General features: G+C 61.0%; 16 protein-coding genes. 3 read left to right on the top strand and 13 right to left on the bottom strand.

The features are described from left to right. Positions 1 to 3: 3 nt before the first annotated feature. On the bottom strand, positions 4 to 501 hold the full coding sequence (locus HDE79_RS11350; RefSeq protein WP_184602067.1) for a hypothetical protein: 498 nt from the start codon (positions 499 to 501) through the stop codon (positions 4 to 6). Further along, positions 501 to 1283 (bottom strand): CDP-diacylglycerol--serine O-phosphatidyltransferase, encoded by a 783-nt coding sequence (gene pssA, locus HDE79_RS11345; protein WP_184602066.1) that lies wholly within the window; start codon positions 1281 to 1283, stop codon positions 501 to 503. The genes HDE79_RS11350 and pssA overlap by 1 nt, the downstream gene beginning before the upstream one ends. Before the next feature lie 167 nt (positions 1284 to 1450). On the opposite strand from pssA, the gene HDE79_RS11340 reads away from it, so the two are divergent. The 3 genes from HDE79_RS11340 (at position 1451) to HDE79_RS11330 (ending at position 4412) form a co-directional block, all read left to right on the top strand. Further along, positions 1451 to 1876: a DUF4124 domain-containing protein gene (locus HDE79_RS11340; RefSeq protein WP_184602065.1), complete on the top strand. Its 426-nt coding sequence runs from the start codon at positions 1451 to 1453 to the stop codon at positions 1874 to 1876. A gap of 134 nt (positions 1877 to 2010) precedes the next feature. Further along, complete coding sequence (locus HDE79_RS11335) at positions 2011 to 3708, top strand: proline--tRNA ligase (protein WP_184602064.1); 1698 nt, start codon at positions 2011 to 2013, stop codon at positions 3706 to 3708. A 380-nt stretch (positions 3709 to 4088) separates the two neighbouring features. Beyond that, the gene (locus tag HDE79_RS11330) at positions 4089 to 4412 is read left to right on the top strand and encodes an H-NS histone family protein (protein WP_184602063.1); all 324 of its coding nucleotides are present in this window, start codon (positions 4089 to 4091) and stop codon (positions 4410 to 4412) included. A 141-nt stretch (positions 4413 to 4553) separates the two neighbouring features. Here HDE79_RS11330 and HDE79_RS11325 read toward each other — a convergent pair whose 3' ends face one another. The 11 genes from HDE79_RS11325 to HDE79_RS11275 all read right to left on the bottom strand — a co-directional run bounded on the left by HDE79_RS11325 (position 4554) and on the right by HDE79_RS11275 (position 18477). Further along, entirely contained in the window at positions 4554 to 5843 is a 1290-nt protein-coding gene (locus HDE79_RS11325) for a threonine/serine exporter family protein (protein WP_184602062.1), read from the bottom strand. Beyond that, positions 5840 to 6283: an NfeD family protein gene (locus HDE79_RS11320; RefSeq protein ID WP_184602061.1), complete on the bottom strand. Its 444-nt coding sequence runs from the start codon at positions 6281 to 6283 to the stop codon at positions 5840 to 5842. The genes HDE79_RS11325 and HDE79_RS11320 overlap by 4 nt, the downstream gene beginning before the upstream one ends. A 10-nt stretch (positions 6284 to 6293) precedes the next feature. After that, positions 6294 to 7259: an SPFH domain-containing protein gene (locus tag HDE79_RS11315; protein ID WP_184602060.1), complete on the bottom strand. Its 966-nt coding sequence runs from the start codon at positions 7257 to 7259 to the stop codon at positions 6294 to 6296. Positions 7260 to 7529: 270 nt separating this feature from the next. Further along, positions 7530 to 8945 carry an ATP-binding protein gene (locus tag HDE79_RS11310; RefSeq protein ID WP_184602059.1) on the bottom strand — a complete coding sequence of 472 codons (1416 nt, stop codon included), beginning with the start codon at positions 8943 to 8945 and terminating at the stop codon, positions 7530 to 7532. A gap of 40 nt (positions 8946 to 8985) precedes the next feature. Beyond that, positions 8986 to 10329, bottom strand: a complete 1344-nt coding sequence (locus tag HDE79_RS11305; protein ID WP_184602058.1) for a sigma-54 dependent transcriptional regulator — start codon at positions 10327 to 10329, stop codon at positions 8986 to 8988. Between the two features lie 102 nt (positions 10330 to 10431). Continuing rightward, positions 10432 to 11214 (bottom strand): PDZ domain-containing protein, encoded by a 783-nt coding sequence (locus HDE79_RS11300; protein ID WP_184602057.1) that lies wholly within the window; start codon positions 11212 to 11214, stop codon positions 10432 to 10434. 64 nt (positions 11215 to 11278) lie between these two features. Next, positions 11279 to 13108, bottom strand: coding sequence for a DUF885 family protein (locus HDE79_RS11295; RefSeq protein ID WP_184602056.1), 1830 nt, complete (start codon positions 13106 to 13108; stop codon positions 11279 to 11281). Positions 13109 to 13344: 236 nt separating this feature from the next. After that, the gene (locus HDE79_RS11290; RefSeq protein WP_184602055.1) at positions 13345 to 14586 is read right to left on the bottom strand and encodes an ABC transporter permease; all 1242 of its coding nucleotides are present in this window, start codon (positions 14584 to 14586) and stop codon (positions 13345 to 13347) included. Between the two features lies 1 nt (position 14587). Beyond that, positions 14588 to 15916 carry an ABC transporter permease gene (locus HDE79_RS11285; protein ID WP_184602054.1) on the bottom strand — a complete coding sequence of 443 codons (1329 nt, stop codon included), beginning with the start codon at positions 15914 to 15916 and terminating at the stop codon, positions 14588 to 14590. A gap of 29 nt (positions 15917 to 15945) precedes the next feature. After that, complete coding sequence (locus tag HDE79_RS11280; protein WP_184602053.1) at positions 15946 to 17163, bottom strand: FtsX-like permease family protein; 1218 nt, start codon at positions 17161 to 17163, stop codon at positions 15946 to 15948. Between the two features lie 9 nt (positions 17164 to 17172). After that, entirely contained in the window at positions 17173 to 18477 is a 1305-nt protein-coding gene (locus HDE79_RS11275) for an ABC transporter permease (protein WP_184602052.1), read from the bottom strand. Positions 18478 to 18483: the final 6 nt, after the last annotated feature.

The raw sequence follows: 18483 nt of genomic DNA, 5'->3' as shown, positions 1-18483 counted from the left end.
CGCTCAGTTCTCCGGAGCGGCCAATGCGCGGCGCAGATTGCGCAACGCACTCCATAGCCGTCGCTTGGCATCAGCAGCGGTCAGCACCAGCGTCAGTTCATCCGCCAGCACGATCTGCGCGCGATGCATGACCGCCGCCGGCAACGTCCGCCCCAACGCATGCGCCTGCGCCTCGCCGAAAACCAGATAGGCTCGCGCGTGCGGCACGTCGGCCGTCAGCTGGCCGCCAACCACCCTGACGCGTGCAGCTCGGGCCAAGGTTGTCCCGCAAGCGTTGAGCAAGCGTCCGAGCAGATCGAGCTCGCGCGTGCTGCAGCCTTCGGGCAACACCACCACGCAGGCAACGCCGACCGCCAAGTCATGCGTGGAAAGCACAGGCTCGACCGCATCGGTTACAGGCACACTACGCTCAACGCGTTGCACCCAGGGCGTTACACCCAGAGCCCGTAGCACCCGGACTCGCTGGTTGGCGGCAACCGGCTGGCGCATTGGCATCGTCATCAGGCGTTGCTCCGGCGAATGCGGCGCCGATGGGTGGCTAGTCCCCACATCGTCCACAACGGCCCGGATAGCAGATACATCGTAAAGCCGACGAACAGCACCCATGCCGTATCGAGCACGAGCAGACCGAGCAGCAGTACCGCGCAAACCATCCAGCCGAACGGCACGCGTCCGCGTTCACCCATCGTCAGCGACTTGAAACTGAAGTAGCGGAACCGGCTGACCATCAGCAGGCCCACGATCACCGCAATGACCGGCGTGATGAAGCAGAACTCGCTGCCGGGCAAACCGGTCTTGTCCACCACCCACACGAACGACATGCACACCGCCGCCGCCGCCGGGCTCGCCAGGCCCTGAAAATAACGTTTGTCTGCCACGCCGACCTGCGTGTTGAATCGCGCCAGGCGCAGCGCGGCGCAGGCGGCATAAATAAAGGCGGCGGCCCAGCCCAGCTTGCCCCACAGCGGGCCAAAGTCCTTTAGCGTGGACAGCGACCATGTGTACATCACGAGCGCCGGCGCCAGCCCGAAGCTGATCAGATCGGACAGCGAGTCGTACTGCACGCCGAATTCGCTCTGGGTGCCGGTGAGCCGGGCCACACGGCCATCCAGACCATCCAATACGGCAGCAATGAACACCGCGACTGCCGCATCGGTATAGCGTCCGCCGATGCTGACGATAATCGCGTAGAAACCTGCAAACATCGCCCCGGTGGTCACCAGGTTCGGCAGCAGGTAGATACCGCGATGGGGCGGTTGACGGACAGGCATCGGTTCGCTCATGAATCAAGACCGTGGCAGGATGCGCGCAGTGTAAACCATCGGTCACTTGAGTCCGGACGGTAGGGGTGCTAACTAAGAACCGTTGATCTGGCCATCCGCCGGATTCATGATGATTTATCGCACGTCGATTTACCTCTGTCGTCGAACCACTTTTTAGGGAGAAAACCATGCATCGTTCACTCATCGCCCTGGCGCTGTTGTTGGTGGCCCCGCTCATCAGTGCACAGGTCTACAAGTGGAAAGATGCCAACGGCACGGTGCATTACTCGCAGTCACCACCCTCGACCCAGGGAACCAAGTACAAAGAAATGAAATCCAGCGGCGTCATTGATCCGGATACGCCGCCCCCTGTAACGGCGGCAGCCGCCAGCAAACCCGATGCCACGCCGACACCTGCCACCACAACGCTGGCCGACACCCCGGAGAACCGCAACAAGCTGTGCAGCTCGCTGACAACCAATCTGGCGGCCCTGCAAGGCAGTGCTCCGGTGGTGATGCAGCAGGACGGCAAACAGACCGTGCTTGATGACAGCGCGCGCAAGCAGCAGGCCAGCGCGGCACAGGCGCAGTACCAGCAGTACTGCGGGAAGTAAGTCTTTTCCCATTTGTCATACCGGCGCCCTGTTCTGCGCCGGTGGAGGTCTCTGCCGCACTCGGTGCCATTCACCTGAACGGCCTCGCCAGCGGCCCGCTACAATTGGCGTCTTTCATCACGCCGGAACCCCGCATGCGCCTCAGCCAATTCCACCTGGCCACCGTCAAGGAAGTACCCGCCGACGCCGAAATCGCCAGTCATCGGCTGATGCTGCGCGCGGGCATGATCCGCCGGCTGGCCTCGGGCCTGTACACCTGGTCGCCGCTGGGCCTGCGCGTGCTGCGCAAGGTAGAAAAGGTGGTGCGCGAGGAGATGGACCGCGCCGGCGCCATCGAAATGTTGATGCCCTCGATCCAGCCACGCGAATTGTGGGACGAAACCGGCCGCTGGCAGAAATTCGGTGGCCAACTGCTGAAGATCAAGGACCGCAAGCAACAGGAGTTCTGTTACGGCCCCACGCATGAGGAAGTGATTACCGACTTCGCCCGCAACGAGCTGAAGAGCTACAAGCAGCTGCCGGTCAACTTCTACCAGATCCAGACCAAGTTTCGCGACGAGATCCGCCCGCGCTTCGGCGTGATGCGCGCGCGCGAATTTCTGATGAAGGATGCCTATTCGTTCCACCTCACGCAGGAATCGCTGGCGGCAACCTATGAAGCGATGTACCAGGCGTACACGCGCATTTTCACCCGGCTTGGCCTGACCTTCCGCGCGGTGCTGGCCGATACCGGGGCGATCGGCGGCAACGCCAGCCACGAATTCCAGGTGCTGGCCGATTCGGGCGAGGATGCCATCGTGTTTTCTGACGGTTCGGATTACGCCGCCAATATGGAGAAAGCCGAGGCGCTGGCGCCCACGGCCGAGCGTCCGGCTCCGGTCGCCGAATTGCAGCGTGTCGATACACCCAGCCAGAAAACCATCGACGAAGTCTCGGCGTTCCTCAAGGTTTCACCACAACAGTGCATCAAGACCTTGCTGGTGCGCGGCCGCGACGGGCTGGTGGCGCTGTGCCTGCGCGGCGACCACGAGATCAACGAAGTAAAGGCCGGCAAGCTGGCCGAACTACCGGAGGAGTCCGTGTTGGCCTCGGAAGAGGAAATCCGCGCCGCCACTGGCACGCGTCCTGGTTTCATCGGCCCAGTCGGCCTGCCCGACACCGTCCCCGTCATCGTCGATCGCGATGCCGCGGTGCTGGCCGACTTCGTTTGCGGTGGTAACGCCGACGGCAGCCACTTCACCGGCGCCAACTGGCTGCGCGATGCGCGGGTTACCCGGATCGCCGATCTGCGTAACGTGGTCGAAGGCGATGTCTCGCCGGACGGCCACGGCATCCTGCATATCGCGCGCGGCATCGAGGTCGGCCATGTGTTCCAGCTCGGTCAGAAATACGCCGAGGCCCTGAAGGCGACCGTGGTCGACGACGACGGCCAGAGCAAGGTGCTGACCATGGGCTGCTACGGCATCGGCGTCAGCCGCATCGTGGCCGCTGCCATCGAGCAACGCCATGACAATGCCGGCATCGTATGGCCCGACGCGATGGCCCCATGGCGCGTGGTGGTGTGCGTGATCAATCCGAAGAACCTGCCGGAGGTCAGCGCGGCTGCCGAGGCGCTATACCAATCACTGAACGAACGCGGCATCGAGGCCGCGCTGGACGACCGCGGCCTGCGCCCCGGAGGCATGTTTGCCGACATGGAGTTGATCGGCATTCCGCACCGAGTGGTGGTAAGCGAGCGCGGATTGGCCGCAGGCACGCTGGAATATCGCGCCCGGCAGGACAGCGAAAGCCGCGCCGTCAGCCAGGACGAACTGCTCGCCCTGCTGGATTAACTCGCTGAATCGGAAATCACCCGGTAAAGGTGTCTGATTAAACACGCTCAACCAGACCCACCCGGACTTAATCGAAATGGCCGCCCTTGTGCGGCCATTTTCGTTTCGGTCATTCGGGTGGCACAGACGTCATTTCAATAGGTCGCGACAGTTATCGATCCGGCATGAATTAATCACCAGCTATCCGAAAATAGGTACGCCGATACCCATACCTTTACAATGCTTTGATAAATCAGCCAGAATCACCGGTGAAACACGATGATTGGGCCTGCCTTCCCTGCATAAGGGCCAGACCCTTTAATCAAAAACACATTAAAACGAATCGTTCAAAAAACCAATCAAACAGTCTCAATCAGACATCCTTACCCCGGGAATTCATCATGGCCGTCGATATCAAAAGTCTCAATCACACCCAGCTCAAAGACCTCATCAGCAAGGCGCAGATTCGCCAGACCGAGTTGAGCAAGGAAAAGGTCGTCAAGCTGCGCGATAAAGTCCACGCGCTGATCAAGGCCGAGGGTTATACCTTCGAAGACATTTTTGGTCAGGCTCGCGGCAAAGCCAAGCGCGCCGGCAGCCCGGTGGCGCCGAAATATCGCAACCCTGCCAACCCGGCACAGACCTGGTCCGGCCGTGGCAAACGTCCGCATTGGTTCAACGATGCGTTGAAGGCCGGCAAGAAGGAAAAGGATCTGGCGATCTGACCAGCGGGCCTATTTCACCAAGTTCTGGCGCAAGATTATCTAGCGCCGTTCCGTAAAGAAAAACACCGGCCTCAAGCCGGTGTTTTTCTTTACGGAGAACATAGATGCGCGTTCAGAAAAGATCGCTAAAGCCGGCTTTACTTACAGCGATCGACGTGGTGAAACCAGCAGCTCACCAAACATCAGTCCGCCAACAAGCGACACGAGCAGGGTCAGCAACAGCAAGCCCGTATCCATACCCAGCGATGTATCGCGTTGAAGCAGAAACGACATGCTGCGAAAACCAACACTGCCCGGCACCAGCAGGATAATCCCTGGCTCGCGGATCACCGCACCCGGTCGGTGGGCAAAGCGCGCATAGAAATTGGCCAGCGCACTCAGTAAAAAACCGCCGAGAAACACACCAAACGGCGCGGCCGGCAGCGAACCGGAAATCCTGCCACCCCAGCGCGTGGCGAGATAACCGACAATCACCGCCCCCATCACCACCAGCCAGTCTTTGCGAGCCGCGCGAAATAGAATGGCAAACCCGAACGCGCCAATGACCAGTGCCGGCAATTCGGTCCAACCCGGTAACGGCGGTAGCGTGTAATCACGCGCCTGAATGCCCACGGCCGTGCATAGCGTCGTTGCCGCCACCGTGCCAAAGGTCAGCTTGAGCAAGGTCGCGACCGCACCGCCCATACGCGCCATGCCGGCCACCAGATGCTGGCTGGAAATCTCGCGCACCGCCGTGGTCAGCGACATGCCAGGCACCAGCACAATCAAGCTGGCCAGTACCACCGACTTGATCGCCAGCGGCACCACGAAGGCGCTGACCACGATCGCCACCGTGGTCGCCACCAGCGCGCAGATCGCATCGCTGGCGATCGACAGTCGCGGTCGCTTGGCCGCCATCACGGTGATGCTGCCGATGATCAAGCCAATGAAGGCGGCCGTTAAGAGATCGGGCCACGCGCTGTGCAGAAACAACGCCACCACGCAGGCTGCCGACAGGCCGTAGGTCGCGATCACCGCCGCCTGTTCGCGCCGTGTATCCGGCCGGCCCAGTGCGCGCAACCGATGAAAGCCTTCGCGCAGACCGACCTCCCCGGCAATTACCTGATCCGCGATCTCATCCGCCTCGCACAACCGTGCCAGATTCACGTCGCCAGGCGCCAGACGCATAACCTGGGTGGTCTGTGCGACGCCTTCCTCACCCTGCCCCAGATCGGTAAACGAAATAATGACGGCGGTCGGGCTGGACCATACATCGGCCAGCAATCCCAAGCGCTGCGCTGAGCTGGAAATCGCCATCTCCAGTCGTGGTGACGCCGCACCGTACTGATGCAGCCGGCGTGCCAACTCCAGCAAAAACGCCATGCGCGTGCTGATCGCGGTGGTCGCGAACGACGGATGGATCACGCCGCTGCTGGCGCTACTCGCACTCATGCCGCTGCGCGTACCTTCAGCGTGGTGCCGTCGATCGCAACGACTTCGACCAGGCTGCCCAGCGGCAGATCGGGCCCGTTCACCAGCCACTGGCCATCGCCGACGCGCGCCTTGCCGCGACCGTTGATAATCGGTTCGATCAGCTCGTAGCGCTGGCCGATCATCCGCTCGCCGCGACGGTTGAGCGTCTCGCTACCGGGCTCGCGCTTATCCAGTTTGGGTCGCAACACGCGGGCATAAAGCACACAGGCGGCAAACGCCAGCACAGCAAATAGCACCGCCTGTACCAGCAACCCGAGCGGCGGTGTCAGCAAAAGCACCGCACCCACCGCTGCCGCGGCCAGACCGATCCATAGCAGAAAATACCCCGGCAGCAGCACCTCACTGCCGATCAGCAGCAGCGCGAGAATCCACCATAGGTAATGCACGGGAAAAGGCATGGCATCAGCCTCAGCGCTGCGGCGGCTGGAACGAAGTGGGCGTCGGCGGCTGCGCGATCGAGCGCTGCTGCTGACCCAGCGACTCCTTGGCCAGCTCGGCAATGCCGGCCAACGAACCGAGAATGCCGGTGGCCTCGATCGGCAGCAGCAGCATTTTCTGATTCGGTGATTTGGCCATCTCTTTCAGCGCCTCGACGTAGTTGTTGGCGACAAAATAATTCAGCGCGTTGACGTTGCCACCGGCGATCGCATTGGACACCATCGTGGTGGCCTTGGCTTCAGCTTCGGCGGAACGCTCACGCGCCTCGGCGGCACGGAACGCGGCCTCCTTCTCACCCTCGGCCGCCAGAATGACCGACTGCTTCGCGCCCTCGGCCTTGAGAATGGCCGCCTGACGGAAACCTTCGGCGTCGAGGATGTTGGCGCGCTTCTCGCGCTCGGCCTTCATCTGTCGCGCCATCGCGTCGATCAGGTCGCGCGGCGGCGCGATGTCCTTGATCTCGATACGGTTGACCTTGACGCCCCACGGGTGCGTCGCCTCGTCCACCACACGCAGCAGCTTGGCATTGATGCCGTCGCGCTGGCTAAGGCTTTCATCCAGATCCATCGAGCCGAGCACTGTGCGGATATTGGTCATGATCAACGCCAGCGATGCCTGTTCGAGATTGGACACCTCGTACGCCGCCTTGGAAGCGTCCAGCACCTGATAGAACACCACACCATCGACGCGTAACACCGCGTTGTCCTTGGTGATCACGTCCTGCGAGGGCACATCGAGCACCTGCTCCATCATGTTGATCTTGCGGCCAACCGTCTGATAGATCGGAATCAGCAGATGCAGACCGGGGCTTAGCGTGTGCGTGTATTTGCCAAAAGTTTCCACCGTCCACTCGAAACCCTGCGGCACGATGCGCACCAACTTGGCCAGGGTGATCACGACGACCAATACGATGACTAACGCGAGAATCTGACCCATTGCCTGTCCCCATCCGTGACGAAGTCACAAGTATAGGCGAGCTGTTGTTACGCGCACTGTCGGCGCTCGCCAATAAGAGCCTGTTTACGATCTCCACGTGGCCCGCGCCGGGAGCGGTTTGCGCTCAGGCCAAGGAAGAAGGAGGGAGTGTACGTCGGTACACGACCGAGTGATGACGCCGGCATGGGGGCAAACCGACCCGGCCCGAAGGGTTGCGTCGTGGCGACCGCCACGGCGCAACGCGAGCTACGTGGAGATCGTAAACAGGCTCTAACGAAGAACGGCAGTCTGCGGAAGCAACAGCGTAACGCGCAAGCCACCATCTTCACGGTTCGCTAGCAGCACGCGGCCACCATGCGCCTCGGCGATTTCACGAGTCAGGGCCAGACCCAGCCCGGTACCGGCACGCTTGGTCGAATAGAACGGCAGCAGCGCCTGCGCCAACACGGTTTCGGTCATGCCCGGCCCGCGATCGGCCACCTCGATGCGCAACTCGCGACCGACCTCGATGATGGAAAGCGTGACATCGTCTTCCGCACTGCCCGACTCATGCGCGTTCTTGATCAGGTTGATCAGCACCTGCTCGATCTGTACCGCATCGAAGTGGCCCGGCCGCGTCGGCGCGGGCGAGGCGAGGCGATAATTGCAGTGCAGCGCCAGCCCATCCAGGAAAGGCGCCCATTCGATAGCAACCGATTGCGGTGTCGGCAATTTGGCGAAACTGGCGTAGCCGGAGATGAAGCTGTGCAGATGCTTGGCCCGCTCGCTGATAGTGGCAAACACGCCGGGCAGCCGATCGATATCGCCGCGCCGCGCCAGCTCGGCACCGGAGTGTGCCAGCGAGGAAATCGGCGCCAAGGAATTGTTGAGCTCGTGGCTGATCACGCGGATCACCCGCTTCCAGGTCGCTACTTCCTGTCGCGACAGCTCGCGCGTCATCCGCCGGAACAACTGCAACCGATGTGGCCGGCCCTGCAGGCGAAACGCCCGCTGCGAAATGTGGAAGGTTTCCTCGCTGCCGTCCATTTCCACGCTGAGAAGAGCATCTTCGCCGTCTTCCACCGCGCGGCGCAGTGCCTCGGGCACCCCGTCCAGCAATCGGGCAAATTCCAGCCCGTGCAGGCTGCGTCCCTCGTTGAAAAGATGCCGCGAGGCAATATTGGCGTAGGCCACGCGGCCGACGCTATCGGTCAACACGAGGGCTACCGGCGTGTTCTGCACCACGGTATCCAGCAGCAGCTCGCGCTGCGCCAGATGCTGGCGCTGCTCGCGCAGGGTCTGACCCAGCGCGTTGTGCATGTGGATCAGTTCACCCAGTTCATCGCGACGGTGGATCGCGATGGAGATACTGAAATCACCGTCGCGATAGCTGGCTACGGCACCTTCCAGCGCGCGCAACAGGCGGCTCACCGGCGCCATCGCCTGGCCGGCCAGCCAGGACGCCAGTAGCAGCAACAGCACCGCACAAATACCGAGCGCGCTGTAGATGCCCAGGTGCGTTACCGGCGCGGCCTTGACTGCCAGAGATGCTGTCGAATCGTTGACCGTCAGCTCCGTCTGCATCCATGTCAGCAGCTGCGGTAGCGGCCATTGCGTAACGCCCGAGTAGATCAATGCGCCGGCCACGCTGGCCAACGCCAACAGCACGGTGAGCCGCGTCTGCAGTGAATTCAGGCGACGCCACATGTGACTCTCCCTGGCGTTTCATTTGGCCATCCCAATACCATCAGGCCGGTGCCGCCAGACCATAGCGCTCCATTCGCCGATACAAAGCCTGCCGCGATAGTCCGAGATTCTGCGCCGCGCGGCTGACGACACCGTCGGCCTTGTGCAGCGCGGCTTCCACCGTTTCGCGACTGGGTTCGTCGAGATTGCGCGTGACAGCAGAAACATGCGGCGCGAGATTCAGCAGCTCGGGCGTGATCGGAACGCCGCCAGCGAGCAGTGCCGCGCGTTCGATCGCATTCTTCAATTCGCGTACGTTGCCAGGCCATGGATAGTTGAGCATCGCATCGCGCGCCGCATCGCCGATCTCGGCACGGCCATCCAGAAAGAATTCCGCCAGCGGCAGAATGTCGTCGCTGCGTTCAGTCAACGGCGGTAGATTTACCTCGATCACGTTGAGCCGGTAGTAAAGATCCTCGCGAAAAGTGCCGGCGCGGATCATTGCCTTGAGATCGGCATTGGTCGCACTCAGCACGCGTACCTTCACCTGTCGCGTACGACCGGAACCAAGCCGCTCGAACTGGCCGGTTTCCAGCACGCGCAACAGCTTCATCTGGCCGGGTAACGGCAAGTTGCCGATCTCATCCAGAAACAGCGTGCCGCCATCGGCCAGCTCGAAGCGACCCTCGCGTGCCTTATTGGCGCCGGTATAGGCACCCGCATCGGCACCAAACAGTTCGGCCTCGATCAGCTCACCCGGCAATGCGCCGCAATTCACCGCGACAAACGCGCCGCGCCGCACGGCCGAATTGGCGTGCACGATCGCAGCAATCCGCTCCTTGCCGGTGCCATTGGGACCCGTGATCAGCACCGGTACGTCAGCCTTGGCGACCTGACAGGCCAGTTCCAGCGTGCGCGCCATCGCCTCGGAAGCAAATACCAGGTTGTCCAGCTCGTATTTGCCCTGCAGCGCCTCACGCCGACGTTTGCGCTCGCGCCGGGTGCGTGCCACCTCGCGGGTGGACTCCGACAGCTCCAGCAGATTTTCCACCGTGGCGATCAGTTTGCTGTCGTCCCACGGCTTGGCCAGATAATCCGCAGCGCCAGCCTTGACCAGCTCGACCGCAGTTTCCAGATGCGTCCAGGCCGTCAGCAGAATCACCGGCAGATCCGGATGCTGCTGGCGAATGGCCCGGAACAGTGCCACGCCCTCCTCGCCCGACGTGGTGTCGGCGGTGAAATTCATGTCCTGAATCACCACGTCGATCGACTCGTGCTGCAGCATCGCCAGGCCTTCGTCAGGCGTCAGCGCGGTGAGTGGTCGAATATCGTTTAACGACAGTGCCAGCGAAAGCGCCTCGCCAACGGCCGGGTTGTCGTCAATGATGAGTACGCTACGTGTCATTTTTTTTCTGCACATGCGGACATAGATGCCGCTCCGAGCCCAAAGGTTTGCATGACTATCGGGCTAGTGGGGTATCGATGGCAACGAAATGTATGAACGAGGTCATTTACTGGGTGAGGTCGGTTGTCCCGGCGATACGATACGTGAATAGTCGGCGGCCGCCACGGTAATCACCGGCGTGGCATTGCCACGACGCACATTCAGCTTCACCGTGGCCGCCCGGCTCGCACGCAATTGTGCCATCAGCTCGTTCACATGCTTCACCGGATGATTGTCGACCGCGGTGATCACATCGCCCTGCCGCAAACCCCACAAAGCGTCGGGGCTGATCTTGGTAACCGTAATCCCGGTCGTATTGTCCGACTGCAGTTTCAATACGTGATCGGGGATGCGCCAGCTGAGGCTGTCATCGGTATCGTGCTCATAGGTATACCAACCACTCTCCATCACGGGCGATGTGGGCGGTAAAGACGGAGCGGATGGGGCCGATGGCGTAGGCGGTACGGGCGCGGCGGGCGCGACCACTTGCCCGTACTCAGCCGCCGTCACTGTCAGCACGGGTGACTCGGCACCGCGACGCACATGCAACTTGACGTTGGAGGGGCTACTCGCACGCAACCGATCCATCAGCTGGCTCACGTGTTTCACCGGATAATCGTCAACCGCGACGATGACATCGCCCTTCTGCAAGCCCCAGACAGGCTCGGCGCCGATCTTGGTAACCGTGATGCCTGTGGTGCTATCCGAATGCAGCTTCAACGCATGATCAGCGATGCGCCAACTCAGGCTGTCGTCCGAGTTGAACTGATATTTCCAGTCAGCCATTGCCGACTGAGTCAGCATGCTGGCCAACACCAGCGTTCCGCCAAGTATCAGTCGTCGCATCACAACTCCCCGTATGACGTGATCAAAAGCGCTGCCCGAACCATGCCCGGGCAGCGCACCTGGATCAGCTCGCAGCCGCCGCCGGATGTGCCGGCGCCTTGCCTGACTTCACCGCCGCAATCCACGCATTGACCCGCGTCTCCAACACGTCCAGCGGCAGCGCGCCGCCATTGAGGATTTCGTCGTGGAACGCGCGGATGTCGAACTGGCTGCCCAGTTCCTTTTTCGCCCGCTCACGCAGCTCGAGAATCTTCAACTCACCGGTCTTGTACGCCAGCGCCTGGCCCGGCCAGGTGATGTAGCGATCGGTCTCGGCCTGTACGTCGGGTTCGTCCTCGCTGGAATGGGCATGGAAGAAATCGACCATCTGCTGGCGCGTCCAGTGCTTGTCGTGCACGCCGGTGTCGAGTACCAGTCGATCGGCACGCAGCAACTCGTCGGAGAGACGGCCGTAATCGGACAGCGGATCCTGATAGAAACCGATGTCCTTGCCCAGTTGCTCGGAATACAACGCCCAGCCCTCGATATAGGCGGTGTAGCCGCCCTGCTGGCGGAACGGCGGCAGCGCTGGCAGCGTCTGCGCAATCGATATCTGCAGATGATGACCCGGAATGCCTTCGTGGTAGGCGGTCGACTCGATCGTCAGCACGCTGCGATTGGCGAAGTCGCCGGTATTGACAAAAATCTGCCCGGGCCGCGAACCGTCCGGCGTGCCCTGATGATATTCGGCAGCAGCAGCCTCTTTCTCGCGGAAGGCTTCAACCGGCACCACCACGACCTTGGTTTTCGGCAACAGACCGAAGAACTTGGGCAACTGCGGCTGCATCTGCGCCAGATAGCCACGATAGCGATTGAGGATGTCCTCACGCGACGTCGCATGGGTCTTCGGATTGGCTTTCAGCGAGGCGCGAAAGCTGGCCAGATCAGCAAAGCCCTGCGACTTGGCGATGCCCGTCATTAACCCTTCGATGCGCTTGACCTCGGCCAGACCTAGCGCGTGAATCTGCTCCGGCGTCTCCTTGGTAGTGGTCATCTGCTCGACGTCGAAACGGTAAATGGCGTCGCCGTTCGGCAAATTCCAGATACCTGGTTCGGCGCGTCCGTGCGGCGCGTAATCCTTCGCCACAAACTCGCCGAGCTTCTTGTACGCCGGGCGCACATTGTCATCGATGGCTGCGAGAATGGCGTCGTGCAGGCGCTTCTGATCAGCCGCCGATACCGACGCCGGAAAATGCTTCAGTGGCTCGGCGAACACGCTCTCCATACCGGCCGATTTCTCAATGTTGTCGATCTGCACCACGACTTTTTCCAGCACGTACTTCGGCGGCATCATCTTGTCGCGCAAGCCCTGCTTCGCGACCTCCGTCACCTGATCGAACAACTTCGGCACGGCCTTCAGGCGGGCGAGGTAATCGTCATATTCCTTCGTGTTGTCGAACGGGATCGAGCTGACGAAACCGGCCAGCGCAATATGCGCGCCGCTCATCTGATCCAGCGGCATTTCATACAGCTTGAGATCGGTACTGCGCAGGCCGTCCTTGAGCTGGCGCACCATCAGCTGCTGGTTGAGCGCGTCGCTGTCGGAGAAACCAGTCGTATCGATTGCCTCGAAACGCTTGAGGAAATTCTCGGTAATCGTGCGTTCGCTCGCCACATGCGCCAGCGATGCATCGCTCCACAAACTGTTGTAGCGAAGATCGCCGAGCGTGGTGGCGAACTCCGGGCTGCTCTCCAACTGATGCTGCCACTGCTCCGCCAGCAACGCATTGAGCGCCGCCACACGACTTGCCACACTCATCGACGCCGCCTGCGTCGCAGGAGCCGCCTGCACGGATGCCGCAAGAGTCATCGAGCCCAGCAGGCTCATCGCAATCAACAACGGTAGCGTTTTCATCAAGCACCTCTCCCAGAATGTGAACCCCGATTGTGCCCCCAGCCACACCGATCCTCCCGTGCCAGAGTGCATGGTTTGATGAGAGACGAGCGGCGAGTAGCGAGGACGCAAGCGCATATGGCAGCGACGAACGTGTTGATTCCATCGCGACAACGCACCGCGATATTCATCGGTTCGCATTGGTCACACATAGCCACCCTCACACCTCACTACCCGTTCCTCATTCCCAATCTCCTTCACACCGACCGCGTCGCCACCACCGGCGACACGGCGGCGGCACGCAGCGCCGGGCCAAGTACCGCCAGCTGACCCAGCAGCCACAGCATCAGCGCACCGATCGGCAGGTAGTACAGCGGCAGCCGCGGCAGTTCGTAGAACTTCATCAGCGTGAGGTTCAGCGCAAAGGCCTGCAGCATGCCCAGCGCGATACCGAAGCTCACGATCAGGAAATTTTCGGTCTGGAAGTAACGTAGGATGTCGCCACGGGTGGCGCCGAGCGCCCGGCGAATGCCAATCTGCTTTTGCCGCTGACTGACCCAGAAACTGGACAGCCCAACGACGCCGCCAACGGTCGCCGCCAGCAGCACCGCGCAGATCATGCCAAGCAGAAGCGTCATGCCGCGATCGCGCCGGTAGCCCGTCTCGCGCAGGTCGCTGTAACGCTGCATCCCGCCAGCTTCATCGAGCACACGCATGCGATTGAGCGTGAACAGTGCGCGAGGTGCAGCACGCATGACGGCATCGAGCTGCCCCGATTGAGCCCGCACGATGTAGTAGCTGCCGTTATTGAAAAAGTTTGCATTGCGCCTTGGCAACAGCACCGCGCAATAGGCAAAGCTGTGCGTGCCGATGGCCGGCACCTGCAGATGCGCAATGACGCCGATGATCGTGCTGGGCGTGTTACCCAGATATACCGCTCTGCCGACCGCCACCTGGTGTGGAAAAAGCCGCTCGGCGAGATCGCTGGTAATAATGATGACCGGCGGCATCTGCGTGTCGGCATCGCCAACCGCCATGATTTCATCAGCCCTGAAATTTCGTCCCGCAATCAGACGAAGACCCAGCGTGGGTAGCGCATGATCGTCAGTGTAGTAAGGCTCGGCGTGCGAGGTCAGTGTGTGTTGATCGCGCGTCAAGCGAACGCTCGACAGTTGCGCCATCGGCCCGACAGCGGGGTATGTGTAGTCGTCATAGGCATCGACCACGCCCGGCAAACGCTGCAATGCCGCGAGATCACTTAACGTCATCGCATCCATCTGTGCAGTCGTGTACTTGCCTATCCACTGGTTGTGAATCACCGCGATATTTGCCTCATCGATACCCGTGGGCCGCGCGATGTGCTCCAGCCGCTGCTGGATGATGAATAGTGCGTTGCAAACAATGCCGAGCGTCAACGCGATCTGCAGCACGATAAGCACGGTGGCACCGCGGTGATGCCTGAGCGCGGCGAGGACGGGGCGGATCTGCAGGCTCGCCATATCAGTTGGCCTTCAATTGCCAGGCAGGCTGCACCTGCGCGGATCGCCAGGTCGGGTACAGCGCGGCGATAACCGTGGCCACGATGGCGGTCAGCAAGGTAAGGCCGAGCAAGCTCACATCAACATGCGCCAGCCGCGCCACCCGCGGTTCGAAAAATGAGCCCATGCCCGACACACCGAGAATGGTCAGCAGCAAACCCAGCGCACCGCCGGCAACACCGATCATGCCCGCCTCGGTCAAGAACTGCACGTAGATCGCGCGACGCGACGCTCCGAGCGCGCGCCGCACGCCGATCTCGACGCGACGGCGCATGAATTTGGCCAGCAGCAGGCCGATCGTATTCACCAGACAGACCAACTGCAGACCCATTGCCAGCAAAAACGAGACATGCGTTTCCTCAGGCACCGCATGCACGTAGTCCAGCCAGGGCAAGAGATTGTGCAAGCGATTGTTCGGCGCCCAGTGAAAACGCCCAACACGCTGTTGCTCGACGGCATAGCCGTTCAGAAATTCGCGATAACGTTGCACGGCGCCGGTCGTTGGCAGCTGTACCCAAAACGAAATCCATACGCACTCCGTTTGCAGCATTGCCTGCCAGTCCGAGTCCTTGGAGTAATCATCCGCTGGGCAAAAATTACCCCAACGCGACGTCATTTGTTGATTCACTGCGCGTGTGAATGGCAGAAAAAAGTCCGGTGCTTCGCCAACTTCACTGACGTCATGAATGTCTGCATTGGCATAAAACCGCGGCTGCGGATTCCAGTCATTCGCCACACCGATCACGCGATAGTCGTGATCGTCCAGACGCACTGCGCGCCCAATACTGTCGGTGCCGTCAAAAAGTTTTTCGTTGAGTCGGCGGCTTATCACCAGCGCGTTGCTGCCTTCGGTATCGTCCTTTTTGCTCCAGTCGCCACCGTAGAGAAACGGCACGCCAAACATCGCAAACGTATCGCCCGTCACCGCATAGCCCTGCACCGTAAAAGGCGCATGCGTCACGTCGGCCGGCACCAGCGAAAAACTCACCGGATAAAGAGCCGCTTCTCGCTCCGCTCTGTGTGCACGCAGTAATGCCATGGTGTCGATATAGCTCAACATCAGCGGCGGCTCGCCATCCGGCGTGCCGTGAACCGGCCCGAAGTTGTCGATCTGCGGCACAAAAAGCTGTGCCGATTTCGCCGGCAGCGGATCAGCCGTGATCGCACGTAGCGCCGCAAAGGTAATCATCGACGACGCCACGCCCGCGCCAATCAACATGATCATCAGCGCAGTAAGCGCCGGATTTCGCCTAAGGCTATGCAGCCCCAAGCCCAGGTAATAACGAAACATCGGTCAATCGCCCACTGACTTCATATCGATCAAACCGATCTCGTCGCCACCACCGGCGACACGGCGGCGGCGCGTAGCGCCGGGCCAAGTACCGCCAGCTGACCCAGCGCCCAGAGTGCCAGAGCGCCGATCGGCAGGTAGTAAAACGGCAGACGCGGCAGCTCGTAGAACTTCATCAGTGTGAGATTCAGCGCAAACGCCAGTGCCATGCCCAGCACGATTCCGCCACTGACGATCAAAAAGTTCTCGGTCTGAAAGTAACGCAGAATGTCGCCGCGCGTAGCGCCCAACGCGCGGCGAACGCCAATCTGTCGACGTCGTTGCTGCACCCAGAAGTTGGCCAGGCCAGCAATGCCAAGGGCTGTCACGAAAAGCAGGCCAAGACCTGCAGCCAGTAACAACCCGACCATGGTCTGGTCGCGATGAAAATAGCTGTCACGCACCTGAGTAAATGTTTGTGGCGATTTGAGGATGCGATTGCCATTAAGCCGGACCAGCACGGCGGAAGCTTCTTTCAGCACACGCTCACGGTCGTGCGGTGCAGTACGCATCACGTAGGTGACCTCGCTGTCATCGGGCTTCATTGGGAAAAGCATGGCGTATTCATTGGTAGCCGGATCGCGCAACGCTGGACGCAGCATGTGATCGACTACCCCAACGATGCGGGTGGGGTGAGTCCCGCTCGCGTAAATATCCTTGCCCAGTGCGGACTGCCCCGGAAACAATTGCTCGGCCAATGCCCGGGTCACGATGGTGACGGGTACCGTGTCGATACCCTTGTAACCATGCGGCACATCTTCGGCGATGTATTCATCGGCCTGGAAATCACGCCCCTCGATCAGGTGCAGGCCAAGCGTCTGCAGTTCACCGGGTGTGCCGTTGTATGCGCTCGCCCCCACATGTGTATCGGCATCGGGAACGGTGGTAATACCGTTGGTCCAGTTGTCGCGGTTGAGCGGCAAGGCATCTACCACCACAGCCGATTTCACACCAGCGATGCCGCGCAGAGCGACCAGATCCTGCTCGTGTCTGACCAACGGATTCTCGGTCGCATCAATACCCACCGAGTCGATCATGGCCAGCTCGTTTTCCGCGATACCACTGGGCAGACGCATCTGGCTGGTGCGGGTAGCAATCATGAACATCACGTTGCAGACAATAGCGCACGTGAAGGTCACTTGCAGTATCAGAAGGAACGCCGTGAGCTTGTGACGCGTCAGGCTGGAAAGGATCGGCCTCAGTTGCATGACATCACCTTATTGGGTCTTGAGTTGCAGGGCGGGCGTAATGCGGCAGGCACGCCAGGCCGGCAGCAGACCTGCCAAGACGCTGGCTACAATGGCCAGTACCAGGGTGCCCAACAACATCGAAACATCCATTTGCGCGAGATGCGCATAGTCATCCGGACGATGGCGCACGCTCCAAAGCCCCAGTTGTGCGATGCCAAGTCCGAGCAGGCCACCGGCGACACCGATCACGGCCGACTCGACGCCGAACTGCAGGAAGATGTCGCGCCGGCGTGCACCCAGCGCCCTCCTCACGCTCACCTCACCACTACGGCGCAAAAACTTGGCCAGCAGAAGGCCGACAATGTTGACCATGCACACCGCAAGAAAGCCCAGTGCCAACCACAGCTGCAGACGCACATCTCCAGGTACCAGCTGCATGTGGTCGAGCCATGCCAGCAGACCATAGAGCTTTGCATCAACCGGCCGTGCGAAGCGACCATGAGCTTGTTGCCGGCGCCAGTAATCCTCGAGAAACTGCTGGTACGCATGCACCTTGGTCGGGCCATCCAGGCTGACCCAGAATTGCAGCCAAGTGCATTCTCCGCTGGTGCGCTGATCTCCACCCGATCCCCAGCACGACATATTGCCGTTACTGTCGAATTTCAGATCCATCGCCGTCGTCAACGGCAGGAAAAATTCATCGGTCTTGCCAAAGGCATGGCCGCTCGTATCGCCATAAAAGGCGGGTTGCGGATACCAGTCATTCAGCACGCCGATGACCCGGAAGTCGGTGTCCTGCAGCCGAACGATCTTGCCGGTAGCGGACGTGTCGCCGAACAGCTTGCGAGCAAGGTCGCCATTGAGCACCACGACCCGCTCATGTTGCTCGTCCTGCACCTGCGTCCAGCCGCCGCCCGCGCGGAACGGCACGTCGAACATCGGAAAGAAATCCGCGGTGATGTAATGACCCGTCTCGAAAAACGGCCGCAGACTGGTTTGTGCCGGACGCACGAGAACGCTTCCACCCGCCATCGCCGCCTGTCGATCTCCTCGATGAGCTTGCAAGAGATTGCTTGCATCGATCCAGCTCAGATTCGCGCTGGGGTCAGGCGCATTCTTGTCGTCCTTCGAACTGAGCGGACGTGCATCGAGATGCGGGTAATACAGCTGCCCGCTGTGCTCCGGTATCGGGTCACCCGACATCACATGCAGCACCGTGAGCATCGTCATGCTCGCGCCGATGCCAAGCCCGATAGCCAGCACCATCATCGCGGTGAGAATCGGGCTGCGTATCAGGCTACGCCGTGCCAGATCGAAGTAATAGCCGAACATCGTGCC

The sequence above is a fragment of the Rhodanobacter sp. MP1X3 genome (assembly GCF_014207165.1).
GTDB lineage: Bacteria > Pseudomonadota > Gammaproteobacteria > Xanthomonadales > Rhodanobacteraceae > Rhodanobacter.
The sequence above is the reverse complement of the archived record's forward strand: the minus strand, read 5'-3'. Positions and strand labels throughout refer to the sequence as shown.